The sequence below is a fragment of the Butyrivibrio sp. INlla14 genome (assembly GCF_900102515.1).
Lineage (GTDB): Bacteria > Bacillota > Clostridia > Lachnospirales > Lachnospiraceae > Butyrivibrio.
Genome location: NZ_FMVS01000008.1, coordinates 77,519 through 98,805, shown reverse-complemented (window position 1 = coordinate 98,805; position 21,287 = coordinate 77,519). Strand labels below are relative to the sequence as shown.

Genomic DNA, 21,287 nt, shown 5'->3' with positions numbered 1-21,287 from the left:
AAAAATAAAAAAATAGCTGTAAATTCAGCTGAACAAGCTTGCCAATCTTGTTCAAGAAAAAAGCCTGCCTTTGTGGGGATTAGCTCACAAAGGCAGGCTAAAAATAGCAGAAAACTGCAATTACTTATTACTTATTACTTATTATTCATTGCGGAAGTCAACGTTCTGGAGGAATGATACATATCCTCTCTTAGCTTCAAAAAGGTCAGCCTTGTCAATTACTTCCCATGGTGCATGCATGTTAAGAACTGCAACGCCAGAGTCGATAACGTTCATTCCGTAAAGAGCAAGGATATAAGCGATTGTTCCGCCGCCACCAACATCTACCTTACCAAGTTCTGCTGTCTGGAATACGATTCCATCCTTCTCAAAGGCACGTCTGATCTCAGCGATGTACTCAGCATTAGCATCGTTAGAACCTGACTTTCCTCTTGAACCTGTGAACTTGTTAAATACAAGACCTTCACCGAGGAATGCTGCGTTCTTCTTCTCAAATGCTGATGCATATGTAGGATCAAAGCCGGCACTTACATCTGATGAAAGCATGCATGAGTTAGCAAGACATCTCTTAAGGAGAAGATCATTGTAACCTTCCTTAGTGAGGTTCATAAGCTCTGCAACAGCCTTCTCAAAGAACTTACTCTGCATACCTGTAGCACCTACGCTACCGATTTCTTCCTTGTCAACAAGGATGCAGCAGCCTGTTCTCTTAAGGTTCTTGGCCTCAAGAAGGGCACGCATTGAAGGATATGCACAAACCCTGTCGTCATGGCCATAGCCCATGATCATTGATCTGTCAAATCCAGCATCTCTTGACTTGCCAGCTGGAACAATCTCAAGCTCAGCAGAGATGAAATCTTCTTCCTCTATTCCATAAAGGTCATTTAAAAGTGCAAGGATTCCGCGGCGAACTGCGCCTGAAACCTTACCACTCTCAGCCTTCTCTTCCTTCTCAGCCTTGAGAGCATACTTCTGACCAGCTGTAAGCTTAGGATCTGCCTTCTCAGCCTTCTCTTTCTCCTTGCTCTCAACAACAAATGGTCTGTGGCCAATGATAAGATCAAGGGCTTCACCCTCTACAGCCTTGGCTGCAGTCTTGGACATCTGGTCAGCTGCAAGGTGAATTAGAAGATCAGAAATGAAGAATACTGGATCATCCTCATCTTCACCAACATTAAGCTGAACTGTAGTGCCATCCTTCTTGCAGAATACACCGTGGATTGCAAGTGGCATTGCAACGAACTGGTACTTCTTGATACCACCATAGTAGTGTGTATCAAGGTAAGCAAAACCGCCATCCTCGTAAAGTGGGTTCTGCTTAACATCGATTCTAGGAGAATCGATGTGAGCGCCCAGGATATTAAGTCCCTGCTCAAGTGGCTCTGAACCAAGCTGGAACATAACGATTGACTTGTTCATCCAAACGCTGTAAACCTTGTCGCCCTTTTTAAGCTTGGTCTTACCACCAATAAGAGTATTGAGCTCTTTGTAGCCTGCTGCCTCGATTTCATTGACGATCGTGTCGATAGCCTCACGCTCTGTCTTGGAGTTGTCAAGGAAGTTCTTGTACTCATCAGCAAACTTATCAACAGCCTTAAGCTGAGTAGCATTGTAAGTAGTCCAAATATTTTTTCTGTTCATATATAAAGCTCCTTTCCATAAGATAGCCATTACTAACTAAAGTAATGGCTATTATAGCACCTATATTAATAATAATCAATTGCGTGCAATTTATTTTATAAAGTTTTGATAATTATGATCTGATCTCAATGCCCATAGTAAATGACAGCTTTCTGAGCATCTTATCTACATATCCATTTATTGCATCGTCAGAAAGCTCTTCATCCTTAGGAGTGAAGGTGATTGTAAATGCCATACTCTTCTTGGTTGGAGGAATTGGAAGTCCCTCATATACATCAAAGAGCTTAACATCTGTTACATACTTACAGGAGCCATAGATAGCATCCTCAACTTCCCCGCAGGTAACAGTCTTTTCCATGATAAGAGCAAGGTCACGCTTAACTGTAGCAAACTTTGAAAGTGGCTTGAATGTAGGTGTCTTGCCATACCACTTCTCAAGTACAGAAAGATCGATCTCGCAGATATATGCAGGAATTCTCATATCTGTATCATCCTGGATCTCGTAAGTGATCTGTCCAAGATATCCGACTTCTTCGCCCTCACATGTGATCTTGGCTGCTCTATAAGGATGAAGGAATGTCTTGGTTGCAGGTTCATACTTAAAGCTTACGTGAAGAGCATCTGCTACGTTCTGGGCAAGGCCCTTAAGTGTAAAGATATCCTCACCTTCTCCAAAGATACCAATGCAAAGAGTAGCCTTCTCATCAGGATAATCTGTGAGTGGAAGAGACTTTGGAATAAATCTGTTTCCAAGTTCAAATAATCTTCCCTCTAGAGTTCCCTTCTTCTGGTTTCTTGCAATTGCATGGATCATCTGAGCTGCAAGTGTAGTTCTCATAAGAGAAAGGTCCTCGTTGATAGGGTTAAGGATCCTTATTGCAGTTCTCTCACTGGCATCCTCAGAAAATCTCAAAAGATCAAGGTCACTAGGTGAGAAGAATGAGTAGTGCATACACTCATATGCGCCCTGAGCGCAAAGAGCTCTCTTAAGTTTAAGCTCTGTCTTCTGGCGAAGATTTCTGCCGCCCATTGTTACGCCAGCATTCTTTAGGAATGTAGGCTTAACATGGTCATAACCATACATACGGATAAGTTCCTCTGCGATATCAGGATAATCTTCCATATCCTCACGATATGCAGGAATCTTGATAGTAAGCTCATCACCATTTATAACTGGTTCAAAATTAAGGTTTGTAAGGATTCTCTTTATCTCATCCTCAGGAACCTCTATACCAAGTACACCATTTACCTTCTTAATAGAAGCCTTCATTTCCTTCTTTTCAAGGCTGTTTCCTGTATTGATATCAACGTGAGTCTTTGAAACCTTACCAGCGCCAAGCTGTTCAATAAGGTGAAGAGCTCTCTTCATAGCGATAACTGTTGTGTATTCATAAACACCCTTGGCAAAAGCTGCTGATGAATCAGATGACTGTCCAAGTGCTCTAGAGCTCTTACGGATGTTGTCACGCATGAATTTAGCTGCTTCAAAAGTAACTGTAGTTGTTGTATCACGGATTTCGGAATTAAGACCGCCCATGATACCAGCAAGAGCTACAGGCTTCTTGCCATCGCAGATAACAAGGTTATCTGTAGTAAGCTCAAACTCATTCTCATCAAGAGTTACAATCTTCTCTCCTGCCTTGGCACGTCTTACAACAATCCTGTTATCCTCAAGGAAATTGCCATCAAAAGCGTGCATAGGCTGTCCAAGCTCTCTCATGATGTAGTTAGTGATATCTACAATGTTGTTGATAGAGTTGTTGCCTACCATAGCAAGTCTTCTCTTCATCCAGAGAGGGCTCTCTGAAAGCTTTACATCATATACATAGTGGCCAATGTATCTTGGGCAAAGATCTGGGTCTTCAACAGAAACGCTAAAGCCTTCATTCTCAACATCAGTCTCAGTGTAGCTAAGATCAATCTCTTTTAATGGCTTATCAAGAGCTGCTGCAACTTCTCTTGCAAGACCGTAAATGCTCTGACAATCTGGTCTGTTTGCTGTTATAGAAACATCAAAGATCCAGTCATCAAGGCCAAGGATAGGCTTTACATCGATACCAACCTCTGTATCTGCAGGGAAAACAAGAAGTCCGTTGTAACCAGCGCCTGGATACATATCCTCGGATACTCCAAGTTCAACACCAGAACAGAGCATACCTTCTGAATCATAGCCGCGAAGCTTGCCCTTTTTGATAGTAGCAACGCCAACAACTGTCACATGATCCTTGGCAGTCTCAATGACTGTAGCTCCGTCAAGTGCCAGAGGGTACTTGCCGCCAGCCTGAACATTATCTGCACCGCAGCAAACCTGGAAAGTTCCGTGTTCGCCTGCGTTTACAGTGCAAACATGAAGATGAGTATCAGGAATAGGCTCACAGGTTAATACTTCTCCTACTACAACCTTGGAAATGTCTTTACCAACTTCCCAGCACTCTTCAACTTCAAAACCGCAATCGAAAAGCTTTTTCTCAAGCTCCTTGGGTTCAATATCTATATCAACAAAATCTTTTAGCCAACTTAAAGGTACTAACATTTTATCTTCCTCCCGATTTATTCGTAGTGATCGATTTGCTTAAGAACATCAATATCTGACTCATACAAAAGCTTGATATTGTTGATACCATACTTAAGCATAGTTGCACGCTCAATTCCAATACCAAAAGCAAAGCCGCTGCATTCTTCTGAGTCGATTCCGCAGTTCTCTAAAACCTTCTTGTTAACAACACCGGCTCCGAGTACCTCGATCCAGCCTGTACCCTTACAGAGATTGCATCCCTTACCGCCGCAGGCAAAACAGCTGCAGTCAACCTCTACAGAAGGCTCTGTAAATGGGAAGTATGAAGGACGAAGTCTTGTTGTTGTTCCCTCACCAAATATCTTCTGGGCAAAGAGCTCAAGAGATCCCTTAAGGTCGCAAAGTGTGATGTTCTTGTCAACTACAAGACCTTCCATCTGTGAGAACATTGGTGAATGTGTTGCATCATCATCAGAACGGAAAACCTTACCAGGTGATAAGATTTTGATCGGAGGTTTCTTGTTCTCCATAACGTGGATCTGACCTGATGAAGTCTGGGTTCTAAGAAGGAACTCAGGGCTTAAGTAGAAAGTATCCTGCATGTCTCTTGCAGGGTGATCCTTGGGAGTATTAAGAGCAGTGAAATTGTAGTAGTCATTCTCAATCTCTGTGCCTTCATAAATCTCAAATCCCATTCCGGCGAATATATCGATAAGAGTCTCTCTCATCTGTGTTACTGGATGAAGATTTCCCTCGTAACGCATCTTGGCAGGCATTGTAACATCCTGTTTCTCGCTCTCATATCTAAGCTGGAGTTCTTTTTCTTTCATCTTCTTGTCCAGCTCCTCAAAGTGCTCAAGAGCCCACTGTTTAAGCTCATTTACACTCTTTCCATATTCAGCGCGGTCCTCTGCAGGAATATTCTTCATCTCCTTCATAAGGGCGCTGATCTTGCCAGTCTTGTTGTCCATGAAGCTCTTTCTAAGCTCATAGACAAGTTTAGAGCTATCAAGCTTCTCTGCATTTGCCTTGATCTCTTCACGGATTGCTTCAATTTTCTGACGTAATGCGTTGTTTTCCAATTTTCCTTCCTCCTATTACTACTATTACCTCATATCGGACTTTTTTGTGTAATAAGATATCTCATTACACAAAAAGTCCCATAGCATCGTTATAAATGCTATGGGACGAATTATTCCGCGGTACCACCCATGTTCATGTCTCTTAATATCATAATATAAAAAGAAACATGCTCTCCTTAGCCCGTAACGGGGACCACCGTTCCAATCTACCAGTTAAAGATATCGCCTTCGAAAGGACTGCTCCAGCGCGAAATTTCCGATAAGGGATTACTCATGGAGCTCTCAGCCAGTGACTCCATTTCTCTCAGCAGCATCTTCCTATCATCTCGGGGACAAGCCCCACGCCTTCAATGCATTTTCTATATTTACTAAATAATTCTATTTGTCATATTAAAAAAAGTCAACAACTAATTTGTCATATATATTTGCAAGCTGATGATTCTTATCAAGTAAAAGAACTTTTTCAAACCATATTTTTGCCTCTTTAGTCCTTCCAAGTCCCATATTACCAAGGCCCATAAGATAATAGCAGTGGACCCTGTTTCTCATATCCATATCAGCATCAAATACAGACATATCAGGCATTGAAACAGCAAAATAGTCCATGACAAATTTATCATTTATATGATGCTCACCATAATCAAGAAGCTTATAGAACCTTGTATTGGCGCTGCTAGTATCGCCTAGAGCCTTAAAGGCAAGCCCCTGGAACAGGATCATATCTGCAGGCTGATCATAGTAGTACATGACACCTGCTGGCTCAGAGGCTCCAAGAGTCGCACGTTCAAAGTTCTCTCTTGCCTTCTTGTCATCTCCAAGCTTCTGATAACATAGCCCCATCAGATAATAGAGGTTATTGTCCTTGGTTCCCTCAAGTCTTCCCTCCCCAAGATTTTCAGGATATGAAAGGGCCTTATTTATCAGCTCTATGGCCTCTTTAGCCTTACCATCACTAAGCTTCTTTGTAGCCATCATAAAAAGAGATAGCTTAAACTGGGTAGTTATCTTACCCTCTGCTCCCTCCCAGGTCTGGAAGGAATGGGAACATATCTTTTCATTGGCAGCACTATACTGGCCCAAAAGGTTTAGTAGTGTAACATATTCTGTGTAAAGATCATCTCTTTTTTCTATCAGTCCAATATTTCTGTCAAAATTTGCAAGACGCTCCTCTGCGCAAATTCCAAGCTTTTGATAGAGCTGGTCAAGCTCCAAAAATACTCTCGCATCGCTCTTGTCAAGTTCAAAGGCTTTTTCGATGCACTCTTTTGCCCTGTCCTTGTCACCGCGCTTATTGTAGTAAGCAATAGAAAGGTTTCTTGTGAGTGTTGCAAAAGAGTCATCAATCTCTCTTGACTTCTCCCAAAGCTCAATTGCCTTGTCATAGCCAAGCTTATCATAGTAAAGGCATCCAAGATAGTAGTAGGCCTTGGCGCCATCTGGATTAAGTAAAATACACCTCTCCAGAACCTTTATGTCTTCAAGCTTATTTGGAAAACAGTACTTAAAGGATGCTTTTTCAGCCTCCAAAAGAGATTTCCGTGCTGCCTTACCATCCCCCTGTTTATCATAATAATATGCCTTATAATAGTATTTAAGCGGGCTCTCCTGGCTGCACTTATCAAGGGCGCAAATTGCCTTGTCATAAAGTCCAAATTCAGCAAAGTCTCTTGCAGTCTGAAGGAAATTCTCAATATCCCCCGTTACAGCCTCGCCACTATAGTCTTCATCAAGCTCTGACAAAAGGAATCTGCTTACAAAGTCAAAAACATCCACCTTCAGATTTTCCTTAAGATACTCAATAGCCGCATCTCTTTGACCAAGGCTCACCAAAAGAGCTGCCTTAAGGCCCCTTGCCTTTATGTTATGAGCATTCTTTATAAGGCCCCTCTCAACAAGGTCAAGAGCATCCTGCAGCTGCCTCTTTCTAAAGGCAATCACAGCAAGATAATAAAAAGACATCTCCTGCTGAGCATTTGTCCAGGTTGCCTTATAAAAAGCATCATAGGCCTCATCAAGTCTTTCCTGATAAAAAAGTGAAAGTCCAAGGTTATAGTAAGCCTCGCTGTCATAGGGATTTGGATTAAGCCTTGTCATCCTCTCTATGGCCTTTTTAAAGTATTTCTCAGAAGCTTCAAATTGTCCTCTTCTAAGAAGCAAAAGTCCATATGCGTTATTGATGCGGATATCTCCTTCATCTCTTTTAAGTCCCTCAAGGTAATAACCATCAGGAAGGTAAGTTGCATGCCTGTACTGCTCAATATGCTGCCCTGTCAAAAAAAGTTCCTCATTAGTCTGGATATCTTTTGGCGCCTTAGCTGCCCTTGCGGGCTCAGCAAGCTTTGGGATTCCATAGTCCTTTTCCTGATATGAAACAAGCTCTTTTCCCTCATGGCAGACAGAAACTTTTACCTTATATCTGTCGAGCCCCTCAATAGGGATTTCTTTTTCAAATACGTCCTCTGGAGAAATGATGGCCTTTTCGCTAAGGATTTCCTGTCCATCATAAGTCACCTTAATATCAGCATCTTCAAACCTCTCTGTGGCATAAACATAGACCTTTACATCCTTTTCATCTACTTCAAGATTCACCATTGCTTCCAGGCTTGCATTTCTAATGTATCCTGCCTTTTTATAGGGCATAAAGTACTGCTTGAATTTCTTTTCCTCATAAGGATAAAGCCAGGTAAAATCAGGCTGATTGTCGCAGTAAACGCCTGTCATTAGCTCAATGTACGGGCCATCTTCGTCAGTAAGATTTCTATCCCAGGCTTTTCCAAAGTCTCCGCATCCCCAGGTCCACTGCTTCTTGCCAGGTGATATGTGATGATCAGCCACATGAAGGAGTCCCGCCTCCTTGCCATAGTCATAACCTCCAACGAAGTCAAAATCAGACTTCTCAGCCATGTAGGATGTTGGCACAGGGATATTCTTATACCTAGAAATATCTACACCTGCGCTGTAGTCATGCTTGTAATACTCTCCAGTTGCAATTGGGAATCTTGATACAGCTCTCTTACCATGATCATAGACGCTGTGAACGTCAGGGGGAAATACTGACTGGGTGTTGTCATTTACAGAAACCGCAGGGTTTGCCCACCAGAGGAAGGTCTGTGGCAGCGGAGTTCTGTTATAGAGCTGGCCCTCAATCTCAATATATGCCTTGTCAGGATAAAGAGTTATTGCAGTAATAACCCTTGTTCCGTACATTCTGTCAACGTCTCCCAAAAGAAGTGACTTAGAGCCATCTTCATTTTCCCTGAGCTGATATTCAACCTTCATGTAGGTTGTTGGTCTGTGGTGCTGAGGCCAGTTAAATTCGATTCCTCCGGAAATCCATGGGCCTGTAAGTCCTACAAGGGCTGGTTTTATCACGCGGTTATAATATACAAAGTCATAACCATTAGTCTTGTCATAAGCTCTTTGGATCCTGCCTCCAAGTTCAGGCATTACCATGACTTTGATATATCTGTTCTCAAGAAATACGCAGTTCCACTTTTTATCCTTCTTTTCCCTGCTGATGGTGCTGGTTGCAGGGTATGGATATATCTTGCCGCTGCTGCCCTGATAAACTCTCTTTTCAAGAAACATGGGATTAACATCCGGTTCTCCAACTTCATATGTAGGAATGCTTACCTCTTCTTCCCAGATTTGTACTTGATCCATCGCTATACTCTCCCTTATATGTAAAAATGACTCATTATATATCTATGTGCTCCGAATACACTAATAGCTTATGAGTATTCAAAAAATGCTCTATGTTCTGAGCATAATCCTAAAAAATCCGTACCACAATAAAGAATATTGCTCTATAATATAAAAAAATTGCTCTATTATTTAGGGAGATTTCTATGTACTCAAAAGAAGAATTAGTAGGCAAAAAATCCATCTATCATCTAAACACTCCAACAAGGACTGCAAGAGATCTATTTCTTTATCCAACTGCAATTGGCCGTTTTAAATATCTGCCTGGATACTCTCTTAAAAGAAACCGCTATGATAGTTTCCTGATTATTTTTATCGAAAGTGGAACTATGGAAATATTGCTCGATGGAAAATACAAAGTAGCAGGGGAAGGCTCTGTAGTTCTGATAAACTGCTACAAGCCTCATGCCTACAGAACTCTAGAGGGCTGCACTGCCCTTTGGATACACTTTGACGGGAAGATGGCCAGAAACTACTACAAGGTGGTAGTAAAAGAAAAAGGGCATATCATAGCTATGGGAGAAGGCAGTTCTTTTCCCTCAAACCTAAATAAGATCCTTGCATCCTTTGATAATCCCTCCCTTGGAAAAAAGGAGGCTTCTACCAGCATTTTGATCAATAATCTCCTCCTTGAGCTGTGCCTTTCAGATCCAAATCCAGAGCCCTCCTCCAAGGACGCTATTAAAAAGGCTACAACTTATATACAGGAGAATTTCGACAGAGAAATATCTTTAAGCGAACTAGCCAGTATTGCAGGCTTTTCACCTTACTATTTTTCCCGGAAATTTAAAAGAGAAACCGGTCTTACTCCACACCAGTTTCTCTTGTCAACGCGTATTGACGCTGCAAAATATAATCTATCTAATACAAATATGACAATAAAGGAAATAGCAAATTCCTGCGGTTTTGAAGATGAAAGCGCCTTCTGCTACTGCTTTAGAAAAAGAGTAGGCTGCGCTCCCGGCAAATTCAAAAGTAAGTAGCGAAGAAGGTCTTTTTGCAAATACTTTTTATGAATGTACCTTAAGCTTCTCCACAAAGGCCTGAGCCATCTCGCTTAGCTCCGCACCCTTTCTTGTGATATATCCGAAGGTAAGATTTTCTTCCTCTTCAAGCTTTATAGCCTTAATCTCAGAAGTATTAAGGCTGTCCCCCAACATAGCTGCACCAACAGCATAGCCGTTTAGTCCCAGCATAAGTTCAATTGATGTAGCTCTTTCGTTGGTACTTATAACCTTCTTGTAATCGTAGGTGGCAAGAGCCTCTTCTCTGTAGTAAAAAGAGGTGTTGTCTCCCTGATCAAACACCATGCAAGGGTAGTCCTCAAGCTCTTTTAACGAAATAGTCTCTCTGTCAGCTAGAGGATGATGCTTACTGAGGTACAGATAGGTATTTCTGGTGAAGAGCTCTGTAAATTCAAGAGAAGCATCAGCAAAGATTTTCTTGAAGGTGTTCTTGTTAAAGTCAGAAAGGGCAATAACTCCAACTTCACTCTTTAAGGTTTTAACATCCTCGATTACTTCGCTTGTCTGAGTTTCCCTGATGGAAAACTGATATTCCGGATGCTCTATCTCTTTTATCGTATCAATAAAAGCATTTACTGCTATAGTATAATGTTGCATAGAAACTGAGAAGGTTGGCTTATCATTCTTGGAATTAAGGTATTTGTCTTCCACCTTTTCAAACTGCTCTACCGCACTTCTTGCATATGCAATAAAAGATGCTCCAGCAGCAGTTGTCACGACACCGTTATGAACTCTTTCAAAAATCTGTATCCCAAGTTCATTCTCAAGGTCTCTAACCGCACTAGAAAGGCCTGGCTGTGAAACATAGAGCCTGTCAGCTGCCTTTCTCATGGAGCATTCTTCATCAATAGCTATAATGTATTTTAGCTGTAGTATTGTCATATTCTTCACCTCACTAAAGGGTTAAATTCAAAAATCATGATAACATACTACAGCTAGAAATTCATAGCATAATATTAAATTTTATATAATGTCAGCACTGCCTACAACTTTATACGAATGGCAATTATTTCATGGCAATAATTTTTCTGAGTTCCTCTTCAGATATGACTTCCTCTGGTTCAAAGACGTCACTATCCATATATCTGTAAATTGATGACAAAAGAGCTCTTGCCTCCGGATGTTCCAAGAGATCATGAAGCCCCATTGAGGACATGATCATTTTACCATTATAGGCCTTTACTTCCATTAGCTGAGCCATAGGGCGTAGTCGAACGTAGCAGTCCATTTCAGCCACAATACTCTTCATATACCTTGGAAGGATGAAGGCTCTCTGAGAAGCCATCCTAAACCACTGGAAGTTACTGTGTTCCTCCGTTGGGAAGTTGTCAAAAATGGGATGTTCCTTGTCTATAAACTGTCCCATAGCCCCTTCCTGGTTCGGGAAGGTTCCAACAGACCAAAAGTCCGTACTAAACTGGGCCTTTACGCTATTGGGAATTGCCTCTTTGGTGGAATGCGGGTCCAAAAACACCTTGCCACCATTTTTAAGAACATCTATCGCCTTTTTATCTAAAACTCTTGTCTCATAGACGCCTGTAGGACATTCAGGTACAAAGTCTGGATAAACCCAGATAGGATAAGTTGCCTTAATATCCGTTTTAGCGCATACTCCTAGCCTCTCACTAAATCTGGCAAGCCTGATAATAAGGTCAAATCTAGTTGGATCTTCTATGTTGTCCAGCGGTATTTCTACATTTCCAAGGCTTGTCACTTCTCCTACAGGGCATTCGCTAACCCCTTTCTTGCTGCCAAGGGTATAAAGGCCACCATCAAGACTGGTTCCATGATTTGAGTTTTCATTGACGCAAAGTTCATAACTAAAGCCCCCGGGAAGAGGCTCTTTTCCAAAATTAGCCACCCTGACTTCAGCTCTTATTGTTTCTCCAACCTTGTAAACATACTTATCAAGAAGCACCAAAACTACCTGGGGAGCAAAGAATTCATTAAATCTTTCAGGACTTGCAAAGCTACAGGATTTGGGCTTTAAATGGGAGTTCATCATACCAATAAGAGCTGTTCCCTGCCCGGTAAAATCCTGAAGCCCCAAAAGCGATATTCCAGACATTTCCCTGGTTCTAAGCACCGCCTCAACTTCTTCCCTATATGCTAAAAGAGCCAGTTCTCCCGTTGCCTCTACTCTCTTTTCGTACTCTTCATACTCCATGCCTGACTTTTCTATTCTATCCCTGACTATATAGAAGTTATCAGGTCTTGTTACCCCCTTAAACTCATCCAGCTCATGCATATCAGGAAGGACCTCATACTGGCCTACTTCAAAGCTAAACACTGGCTTTTTGAAGTTCTTTCTAATGACTTCCATGCTATCATCAAAGTTTCTCGTAGAATTTGGAACCTCAGTATTTATGCGGCCTTCATTGCCGGAAACAGCAAGTCTTAAAACGGAAGCTCCAACATTGGATGAAGTATAAAAATCGCTCTCTTTGTCAGTTCCTTTTTCTCCATAAAAATTATTGGAGCCCCAGGCAAAGAGCCTTGTACTGTCCATTTCTTTGGCAATCTCTATGAGTCTGTGCATCTCAGAAATGCCGTCATCATCAGTGTGAAGTTCATTTCCAAGTGTCAGCATCACAAAAGAAGGGTGATTTGCATAGGTCTTTATTATCTGTCTCAGCTCATTTTCATAAAAATCTCTACTCTCTTTTGTAGAAAAGGCATCTCTAGGATTCCAGTTTGGAAGTTCTGGCTGAACCAACATTCCAAGCTCATCTGCAGCGCTAAATGCCGCTTCCGGAGGGCACCAGGAATGGAAACGAACACAATTTACACCGTAAGATGCATAAGTCTTCATGATATCAAGCCAGCTATCCCTGTCCATTGGAGGATGTCCCGTCTCAGGAAATAATCCGCAGTTTGCTTCGCTTCGTAAAAATATCCTTCTGCCGTTTAGTGTGAGTCTTCCACTACCATCATAGGTAAATTCCCTTATGCCAAAGGATACCTTTTTCTCATCTAAAAGGTCATCACCATCATATAGCCTTGCAGTAGCATATAAAAGATTTCCCTCTCCCTCATCCCATTTTTTTTGACTGAACTCTTTTTTAATCGCCACTTTGCTAAAATGGAAGGAGTTGTTTGCATCTGCATATATTGTCACTTCACGCGAAAAAAGCTCTGCGCCTGAACCTTCAAGGCACTCTCCAGAAATAACAAGCCTTACCATTTTATCAGCCTGGTTTCCAGGTGTTTTGCGGCTTTGCCCCTTATAAAGACTCTTGTAGGACAAAGCAACCTCTCCAAAAACACTGTCAAAATCCTGCAAATCCGGATAAACACGAAAATCTTCTATGAAAGCTTCACTCTTTTCCTCTATATAGAGCTGTCCTACAACTCCATTCCAATTGGTCTGGGTCTCGTCTGTTGCCGCAGAGGAACAGGTAATATCTTTATAAGGAAGTCCCGGATATGTATTATCTGTTGTTATTTCTATGAGACTTCCGTCCCTGATAAGACCCGTAATCTCAAATATGCATGGAGTTGAAAGGCCCTCATAATAAGAATGGCCTCCCTCCCAGGACTCAACTACTGGGGCACTTTTCCCATCTATTTTAAGAGACATGGTCCTTGCCCTCTCAGCAAAAAGAAAATATCTCTTATTCTTTTTTATCTCTCCATGGAAGACGCGTGTAAACTTTGCTGCCCCTTCATAGGTATAATTTCTTGTAAGTCTTGTGGCAATTCTGGAATCAGCAGAAAGAAGCTTATCAATTTCAGTTTCCCTGTTCTCCATGTCAGGATGCCAGGCTCCTGCTATCTTGTCAGGGTTCCCCATCCTATTCTCATCTAAAGTCCCGGGAAGAAAACCGTCCTCTTTGATCATTCCATCAGAAAGTTCAATTCTCCAAGCCCCGCTCAAATCTATTTTCATACAAATCCATTCCCCCAATATTTTTAAAAAGAGACCAGATATGATCTGATCTCCTGCATTTTAACTAAAAAATATCTCAAGGCCAATTCCTATCAGAATAAGACCACCAATTATCTTGGCTCCACTGGCTAATTTGGTTCCAAAAACTATCCCAAGTTTAAGACCTATGTAACAGATTACATAGGTTACAGCCCCAATTATAAAAGAACTAAGTAGCGTCTGAAGACTGTTGTATCCAGAAATAGTAAATCCAACAGATAAGGCATCTATAGATGTTGCTATGCCCTGCATAAAAAGCAGCCTGTTGGAAATACTGCCAGCCTCTGGATCAATACCATATTTCCTGCACTTTTCTATAGTACACTTGCTGCAGTTACGTTCATTTGGGCAGTTCTTCTCAGCTCTTCTGTCAAGAATGCCTTCTATGAGCATCTTACCGCCTATAAAAGCTAAAAGAATAAGTGCAATCCAGGGAATAAAGGCCTGAAAGCCCTTAAAAAAAGTTGCCGCATTGTGAACTAAAAACCATCCAATTACCGGCATCATAAACTGAAAGGCAGCGTAACAAAAAGCTATCTGCACTCTACGTGCGCGGCTCATCTTATGGTCAGCAAAACCATTTGCAAGGGATACAGAAAAAGCATCCATAGCAAGCCCTACGCCTAACATGACACTATTAAAAACAAGTAAAAACATAGTCAAAATCTCCATCCATGATCTGAAACAGATAGGCTAAAAGCCTATGTATCATTTTAACTATACAAACCGCATTAGGCAAGTTATGTTTTTGTAAAAAGAACAATAAAAACGGGCATCCATTGAATCAATGAACACCCGTCTTTATAAATTGTTTTCCAAGGGACTATTCCTCGTCTTTCTGTAACTTTGTAAGCTACCCTTAATTTATATAAATCACATCCCTTAGCGACTCCTTGACATTCCCTGGCTCCGATGAAGCATCGCCACCCTCGCTGTAAATGTCAGCCGCTCCGAAAACCAATGCTCGTCTTCCGTGAAGCTTATGCCACTTGGACTGCTTAGGTTTTATCTACAATGTGATTGTATATATAATATAGCATCTGCAAATACTTTTGTCAACCATTTTAAAGAATATGATGCTATTTTCAGACAATTCAAACAATTCCAGTATTTATCGGTAATCAATTTAATGGATTTTTATATTTGATACATAAGTTAGATTATTGTATTATTTAATTGATGATTTTTTTTAAGAAAAGAGGAAAAAAATGAGTAATTTCATTCTTAGTTGCTGCTCGACTGCTGATCTTGATCAGGAAGTATTTAAAAGTCGCGACATAAATTTTATCTGTTTTCATTTTCAGCTAGATGGCAAGGATTATCCTGATGACCTTGGAAAGTCTATTCCATTTAAGGATTTCTATAACAAAATGTCTGAAGGTCTCATGACACAGACATCTCAGGTAACTATAGGTGAATATCTTGAATACTTTGAAGGCTTTCTAAAAGAGGGTAAGGATGTTTTCCATGTAACTTTAAGCTCTGGCCTGTCAGGTACTCTTAATTCCGCTACTATAGCAAGAGATCAGCTCAAAGAGAAATATCCAGAGAGAAAGCTTTATGTTATAGACTCTCTTGCCGCTTCTTCTGGATACGGACTTTTGATGTACAAACTCGCAGATCTTCGCGACGGCGGAATGAGCATTGATGATCTGTATCAATGGACAATTGACCATAGACTTGAGTGCCAGCACTGGTTTTTCTCAACTACTCTTAAATATTTTGTAAGAGGAGGTCGTATTTCAAAGGTTTCCGGAGCTATCGGAAATGCTCTTAATATCTGCCCACTAATGAACGTAGATTACCAGGGTAAGCTTGTTGTCCGCAGCAAGGTCCGCGGCAAGAATGGTGTCATCAAGGCAATTGTTGAAAAGATGGCAGAGCTTGCAGCAAACGGCACAGACTATAACGGTGACTGCTTCATATCCAATTCTGATTGTCTAGATGACGCTCAGGCAGTAGTTGATCTTATTGAGAAGAAATTCCCTAATATGAAGGGAAAGGTCAAGATCTTTAGTATTGGTACAACCATTGGAAGTCACACAGGCCCAGGCACTGTAGCGCTCTTCTTCTGGGGCAAACAGAGAATTGACTAATATAATAAATATTATTATTGAAAAAGAGTTTTGCTCATCGAGCAAAACTCTTTTTATTACGCATATAAACTCACCATATCAGCCTATAAGCAATTGATGCGTTCCATAGTTTTGGATCAGATCTGTGATCTTCTTGTCATCCCCAATAACTGTCACATCAAGTGGTTTAAATAAATTAAGCGACAGAAGCCCAACAATGGACTTACCATCGATGTAGCTGTGACCATCCTGAACATCGATCTCACATGAAGACTTAGAGTTCATGTTGATGAACTGGATGATCTGGGACTTACATCCCAATGAAACCTTCACTTCTTTTTTCATATTCAATTCCCTCTCTCATAAAAACCGCAGGTCTATACCGCGACTAGAATTTAGTTTAACACCATGTGAACAATATGTGAACACATAAAATATTAAAAAAGTATAAAATATGGAGAAGGATTTTTGCGGTTTAGTTTCCCGAAAACATTTAATCTATCTACTTTTCAGGCTTTTTTCTCAATTAATCGTTTCTGAAATTCCTGCTCTGGCATAGGGTTGTCATAGAGGAATCCCTGCACAAAATGACAATCAACTTTTTTCAAAAGTTCTACTTGTTCTACTCTCTCAACTCCCTCAGTCAGAACCTTTATATTAAGCTCTTTTGCAAGATTAATTATATTCCTGAGGACAATCTCATCATTATTGCTGTTCTCAATAGACTCATTACTGATAAATGATCTGTCTATCTTTATCATGGTCACAGGGAAATCTCTTAAGTTTGATAATGATGAATAGCCAGTTCCAAAGTCGTCTATGGCAGTATCAATACCTTTATCCTTAAGAGCCTTCAAAAAGCTTGTCATCAGAAGGCGCTCGTCCTCACTTGCCGTTTCTGTAACCTCAATCTGTAAAAGAGATCTGTCTACTCCGCTCTCATCTATGATAGTCACAATTTCCTTGGCAAGATTCTTGTAGTTTAAATCCCTCCTGGAGAAATTGACTGACACCTGAACTGGCTCAAGTCCCTTGTTTTCCCAGTTCTTTATGAACTCGCAGGTTTTGCGCAGAACATAAAGATCAAGGGATGCTACCATCCCCTCCTGCTCCAGGATAGGAACAAACTCGGTCGGATACAGGACTACGCCATTACAAAACCACCTGGTCAGTGATTCTGCGCCTACTATCTCTCCTGTAAAAATATCCACCTTGGGCTGCAGATATATTCTAAACTCATCACTTGAAAGAGCCTCTTCATACCTGTCTTCTATCTGCTTTTGCCTGTATATTCTAGTGCTCATGGCCTTATTGACAAATACATAAGGCTTATTAGCCACATTTTTAGCATAGCTAAGTGCCATGGCAGCCCTTGATATAAGCTGTCCTGGCTCTTTTAAAGACTCATCAACCGCATAAACACCAGTTACTGCAGCAACCTTTAAATCCTCTTTTTTATCATTTTTTATTCCATATACAGGAACTGCTGAAATGTACTTAAGAAAGGCCTTGGTCCTTTCCTTTTTTATGAGGGCAGTGTAATTATCTCCGCCGAAATGAGCAACAATCTCATCCTGCTGACAGAACTCACGAAGCTTTTTAGCATAGCGCTTCATTATCTCATCGCCTTCACTTAGACCATATCTTCTGCTGATCAGGCCATAACTTTTTAAATTAAAGAAAAAGGAATCATAATTCATGATCTCCCCACTCTCGCAGAGCCTTGTTGCATAAGCAATAAAGCCGCCAGAATTAGGAAGTCCCGTCAGATACTGAGTAAGAGCGCTGTCTTTTACAACCTTGCCCAAAAGAAATCTCTCAGTATGGATCATTAGAATGTCTATCACTATGGCAAAGGACTGATATTCTTCTTCGTTCCAGGTCTTATTGTCACGAAGATACACATGGAAAGTCACAGTCTTCCTGCCATTTAAAGTATTCTTGAAAAGATATGCAGGCGGTTCATTCTCAGGGACCGGTCCAAACAAGGGAATAATAACATCTGGCTCACTTGAAGAGTCGGACTCCTTGAGACTTGAAACTATACAAACTATAGATCTGAGAGCATACTCCTTGCCTACATCTGCAAGTGCACTTGGGGATATTTCCGGAGTGGTCTCTTCTTCAGATAAAATCTGAACAAAGTTCATAAAGCTTCTTTCAAATGTCATATTGACTTCCCTCTCTAAAAAAGAAGTTGCTAGTTTCGCCTACATACCACTATTGTACGAAAAATCGAAGTTTTTTACAACCTAAATAACCGCAATCTATTTTCTTTTTTACATACGAAAAAAGCTACATCCCGTAGGATGTAGCCTTTTGTATTCGTGAAAATTATTTCTTGTTTACAAGATCCTTAAGAGCCTTACCAGCCTTGAACTTAGGTGCTACAGATGCAGGAATCTTGATAGCAGCGCCAGTCTGAGGATTCTTACCTGTTCTAGCAGCTCTCTTTGTTGTCTCGAATGTACCGAAGCCAACAAGCTGAACCTTACCCTTCTTCTTAAGCTCCTTTGTTACTGTGTCTGTGAAAGCATTGAGTGCTGCAGCAGCGTCCTTCTTTGAAAGTCCTGCTTCCTTTGCGATTGCATCAATAAGTTCTGTCTTGTTCATTTAATTTTCCCTCCAAAAAGAAATATTTTACTACATTGCCCATTTTACCACTATTTTGTACTGCAAACAAGCCATAAATGCCGAAAAATGCGCAAAAATTAAAGATTTTATTCACTTTTTTCGCTTTTTTACTGGATTTGAGCAGTTTTATTGCCAATTTGTGCAGGTAACTCAAGGCAAAACATTAATCTGATCACAGAATATCCTGGAATCCCGGTCTGTAAAGGTGCCTTGGAATACCATCAACCATGATAGGTCCTACATCGCCCTGGATCAGAGGTCTTACATAAGTAATAAATTCGTTTGTTACATATGTTCCGTCCTTGGTAATCCACTCTCTAGGTACTGTACGCTCATCGTTTGCAATCTTGTGAACGTCCTTAACCTCTGTTCCTGCCTGATAAGGATCATCTGACAATCTCTCGATAACAACCATCTTGCCGCTATCGCCTTCGTCAGCTGCCTTCATTGCAGCACCACCAACCTCATATGCTTCAAGAATATCTACACGGCTTGCACAGTGGCTTGCAGCTCTCTGAAGAGTTGAAAGCTCGATGGCACGTGTCTTGCATCCGCACTCTTTGGAAACCACATCGCAGAGATATCTTGCTGTACCTGTAAGCTGCTTGTGTCCAAATGCATCTACATAGTCAATATTGTTGCCAAGTTCGCTGACATACTTGCCATCCTTAGTCCTGATACCCTCAGAAACTGCAACGACGATTGATGCCTTGTTCTTAAGAAGGCCTTTGATCTTCTTGATAAATGAATCCATATCAAATGGAAGCTCTGGAAGATAGATTGCATCAGGACCGTCACAATCCTCGCCCTTGGCAAGTGCTGTAGCGCCTGTAAGCCATCCGGCATTTCTTCCCATTACCTCTACGATGATAACCTGTCCATGACTGGTCTCAAGTGACCAGCTGTCTCTGATTATCTCTTTTACAGAGGTTCCAATGTACTTGGCTGCTGAGCCATAGCCTGGAGTATGGTCAGTAAGCGCAAGATCATTATCAATAGTCTTGGGGCATCCGACAAATCTTATGTCAGAGCCGGTTATTATAGCGTAGTCTGAAAGTTTCTTGATGGTGTCCATTGAATCGTTGCCACCAATGTAGATAAAGCAGTCAATCTCGAGTTTAACGAGAATCTCAAAGATCTTCTCGTAGATTTCTTTGCTCTCAAAAATCTCAGGAAGCTTGTATCTGCATGACCCCAAATATGCAGATGGTGTTCTCTTAAGAAGCTCGATATCAAGTCCGCTCTGGATGTGGTCTGCAAGATCCACATATCTGCCTTCCATAAGGCCCTGAACTCCATGGATCATGCCATATACCTTCTGGTATCCACGATCGATAGCAGTTCTGTAAACCCCGGCAAGAGAAGAGTTGATTGCTGCTGTAGGGCCTCCCGATTGCCCAACAATTACATTACGTTTCTTTTTCTGTACCATTAACTCCTGTCCCCTTTCAAGTAGTAAATACCTATAACAAACATTATAGGCGAAAAAACATTCAAGCTCAATCGAAACTTAAACGTTTTCATTCACTTTTTAGTACAAATTTCATCGTTACAGGATTATGATCTGAACACTTGAATCCTGTATCAACTGTCTGCACCTCATTTACAGACACATTATTAGAAACTATGTAGCCATCAAGCATATAGTACTGGAAATTCTTAGGATCTTTATCTGCGTCCACATAAGCCTTGTCCAAAGATCTGCAGGTAGGATTAGTGTCATCATAGCAGAAGGTAAAGCGATCCCCGAAATCTTCTACATTAATAGTTCCTGCCTCCCATCTCCCCTCAAGGACAGGATACTTTGAAATATCGATGTTGGAAAAAGTCTGATTAAAGTCTCCGGCAACTATGACGTAATTGCCCTTATCAGCTTCGCTGTTCATGATATCTTTTAACATATTGGTCTGGGCAATCTTGCCTTCTCCGGAATCGTAGGCTTCCAAATGAAGGTTTATAAGAACAAGCTCTTTATCAGAGCCTTCTACAGGATGTCTGGTAACAAGAAGACATCTCTTTAAGTTAAAGGTTCTAAGAGGCCATGAAAAAGGACATGGGAGCGCAACTCTTTCAGCATCAGAAATCTCATATCCTGAAACAGTAGCAAGGCCTGCATACACCCTTCCAATTGGAGGCACAGGAAGAGGAACAAATGCCACATTAAAGTTAGATGCAAAAGTACTTTGTCTGTTTAAGCTATCTCCATTAAGGTTACCTAAAATAGTTTCAAGCTCATCTGTGTAATAAGATCTGGAAGAGTTTCTGTCAAGCTCCTGAAAAAGGATAAAATCAGGATTGGCAGAATTTACAATCTTGGAAATATCGCTAAGGTTTGTCTTTACTCTTTCCTTGTCTGCAGAATATACCATTTTCCCGCCATCCATGAAAAAGTCAGCATTGTCTCCAAGTGCTCCATAGCCCACATTCCAGGTCATAAAGGTATATTCAGTGTCAATCTGGATCGATGCGTCGCATTGGCCCGAAATAGGCTTTTTCTCTGTGGCTTCAGGCTTGTATTCATCAATAGTCAGATAGCCAACAAGCGCCACAACCACCAATACTACAATTAAAAGAATCGCACCTAAAATCTTAAGTATTTTTTTCATGAATTTCCTCAATCTTTCCCAAAAAACGTCAAAAGGCACCCACTAAAAAAGTGGAATGCCTTTAGTTACCATATACCAG

General features: G+C 41.1%; 14 protein-coding genes. 2 read left to right on the top strand and 12 right to left on the bottom strand.

Annotation, left to right across the window (positions count from 1 at the left end; genetic code table 11):
• Positions 1-141 precede the first annotated feature (141 nt).
• The 4 genes from BLO53_RS07000 to BLO53_RS06985 all read right to left on the bottom strand — a co-directional run bounded on the left by BLO53_RS07000 (position 142) and on the right by BLO53_RS06985 (position 8,901).
• Entirely contained in the window at positions 142-1,641 is a 1,500-nt protein-coding gene (locus tag BLO53_RS07000) for an aminopeptidase (RefSeq protein ID WP_092060007.1), read from the bottom strand.
• A gap of 112 nt (positions 1,642-1,753) precedes the next feature.
• Positions 1,754-4,174, bottom strand: coding sequence for a phenylalanine--tRNA ligase subunit beta (gene pheT / locus BLO53_RS06995; RefSeq protein WP_092060005.1), 2,421 nt, complete (start codon positions 4,172-4,174; stop codon positions 1,754-1,756).
• 17 nt (positions 4,175-4,191) lie between these two features.
• On the bottom strand, positions 4,192-5,238 hold the full coding sequence (gene pheS / locus BLO53_RS06990; RefSeq protein WP_176757198.1) for a phenylalanine--tRNA ligase subunit alpha: 1,047 nt from the start codon (positions 5,236-5,238) through the stop codon (positions 4,192-4,194).
• Between the two features lie 390 nt (positions 5,239-5,628).
• Complete coding sequence (locus BLO53_RS06985; protein WP_092060003.1) at positions 5,629-8,901, bottom strand: DUF5107 domain-containing protein; 3,273 nt, start codon at positions 8,899-8,901, stop codon at positions 5,629-5,631.
• Positions 8,902-9,086: 185 nt separating this feature from the next.
• Between BLO53_RS06985 and BLO53_RS06980 the strand changes: the two genes are divergently transcribed.
• Entirely contained in the window at positions 9,087-9,923 is an 837-nt protein-coding gene (locus BLO53_RS06980) for an AraC family transcriptional regulator (RefSeq protein ID WP_092060001.1), read from the top strand.
• Positions 9,924-9,950: 27 nt separating this feature from the next.
• On the opposite strand, the gene BLO53_RS06975 is transcribed toward BLO53_RS06980, so the two are convergent.
• From BLO53_RS06975 to BLO53_RS06965, 3 genes are all read right to left on the bottom strand, one after another.
• Entirely contained in the window at positions 9,951-10,847 is an 897-nt protein-coding gene (locus BLO53_RS06975; RefSeq protein ID WP_092059999.1) for a LysR family transcriptional regulator, read from the bottom strand.
• A 124-nt stretch (positions 10,848-10,971) separates the two neighbouring features.
• Entirely contained in the window at positions 10,972-13,854 is a 2,883-nt protein-coding gene (locus BLO53_RS06970; RefSeq protein WP_092059997.1) for a glycoside hydrolase family 2 TIM barrel-domain containing protein, read from the bottom strand.
• Between the two features lie 60 nt (positions 13,855-13,914).
• Positions 13,915-14,550: a manganese efflux pump MntP gene (locus BLO53_RS06965; protein WP_242875328.1), complete on the bottom strand. Its 636-nt coding sequence runs from the start codon at positions 14,548-14,550 to the stop codon at positions 13,915-13,917.
• Positions 14,551-15,101: 551 nt separating this feature from the next.
• On the opposite strand from BLO53_RS06965, the gene BLO53_RS06960 reads away from it, so the two are divergent.
• Entirely contained in the window at positions 15,102-15,989 is an 888-nt protein-coding gene (locus BLO53_RS06960) for a DegV family protein (protein ID WP_092059993.1), read from the top strand.
• 78 nt (positions 15,990-16,067) lie between these two features.
• Here the strand turns inward: BLO53_RS06960 and BLO53_RS06955 are convergent, their stop codons facing one another.
• The 5 genes from BLO53_RS06955 to BLO53_RS06935 all read right to left on the bottom strand — a co-directional run bounded on the left by BLO53_RS06955 (position 16,068) and on the right by BLO53_RS06935 (position 21,208).
• Entirely contained in the window at positions 16,068-16,313 is a 246-nt protein-coding gene (locus tag BLO53_RS06955; protein ID WP_051196825.1) for an HPr family phosphocarrier protein, read from the bottom strand.
• 164 nt (positions 16,314-16,477) lie between these two features.
• Positions 16,478-18,139, bottom strand: a complete 1,662-nt coding sequence (locus BLO53_RS06950) for a GGDEF domain-containing phosphodiesterase (protein ID WP_092059990.1) — start codon at positions 18,137-18,139, stop codon at positions 16,478-16,480.
• A 163-nt stretch (positions 18,140-18,302) separates the two neighbouring features.
• Complete coding sequence (locus BLO53_RS06945) at positions 18,303-18,581, bottom strand: HU family DNA-binding protein (protein ID WP_013280467.1); 279 nt, start codon at positions 18,579-18,581, stop codon at positions 18,303-18,305.
• 193 nt (positions 18,582-18,774) lie between these two features.
• Positions 18,775-20,034: a 6-phosphofructokinase gene (locus BLO53_RS06940; RefSeq protein WP_092059988.1), complete on the bottom strand. Its 1,260-nt coding sequence runs from the start codon at positions 20,032-20,034 to the stop codon at positions 18,775-18,777.
• 88 nt (positions 20,035-20,122) lie between these two features.
• Complete coding sequence (locus BLO53_RS06935; RefSeq protein WP_092059986.1) at positions 20,123-21,208, bottom strand: endonuclease/exonuclease/phosphatase family protein; 1,086 nt, start codon at positions 21,206-21,208, stop codon at positions 20,123-20,125.
• Positions 21,209-21,287 lie beyond the last annotated feature (79 nt).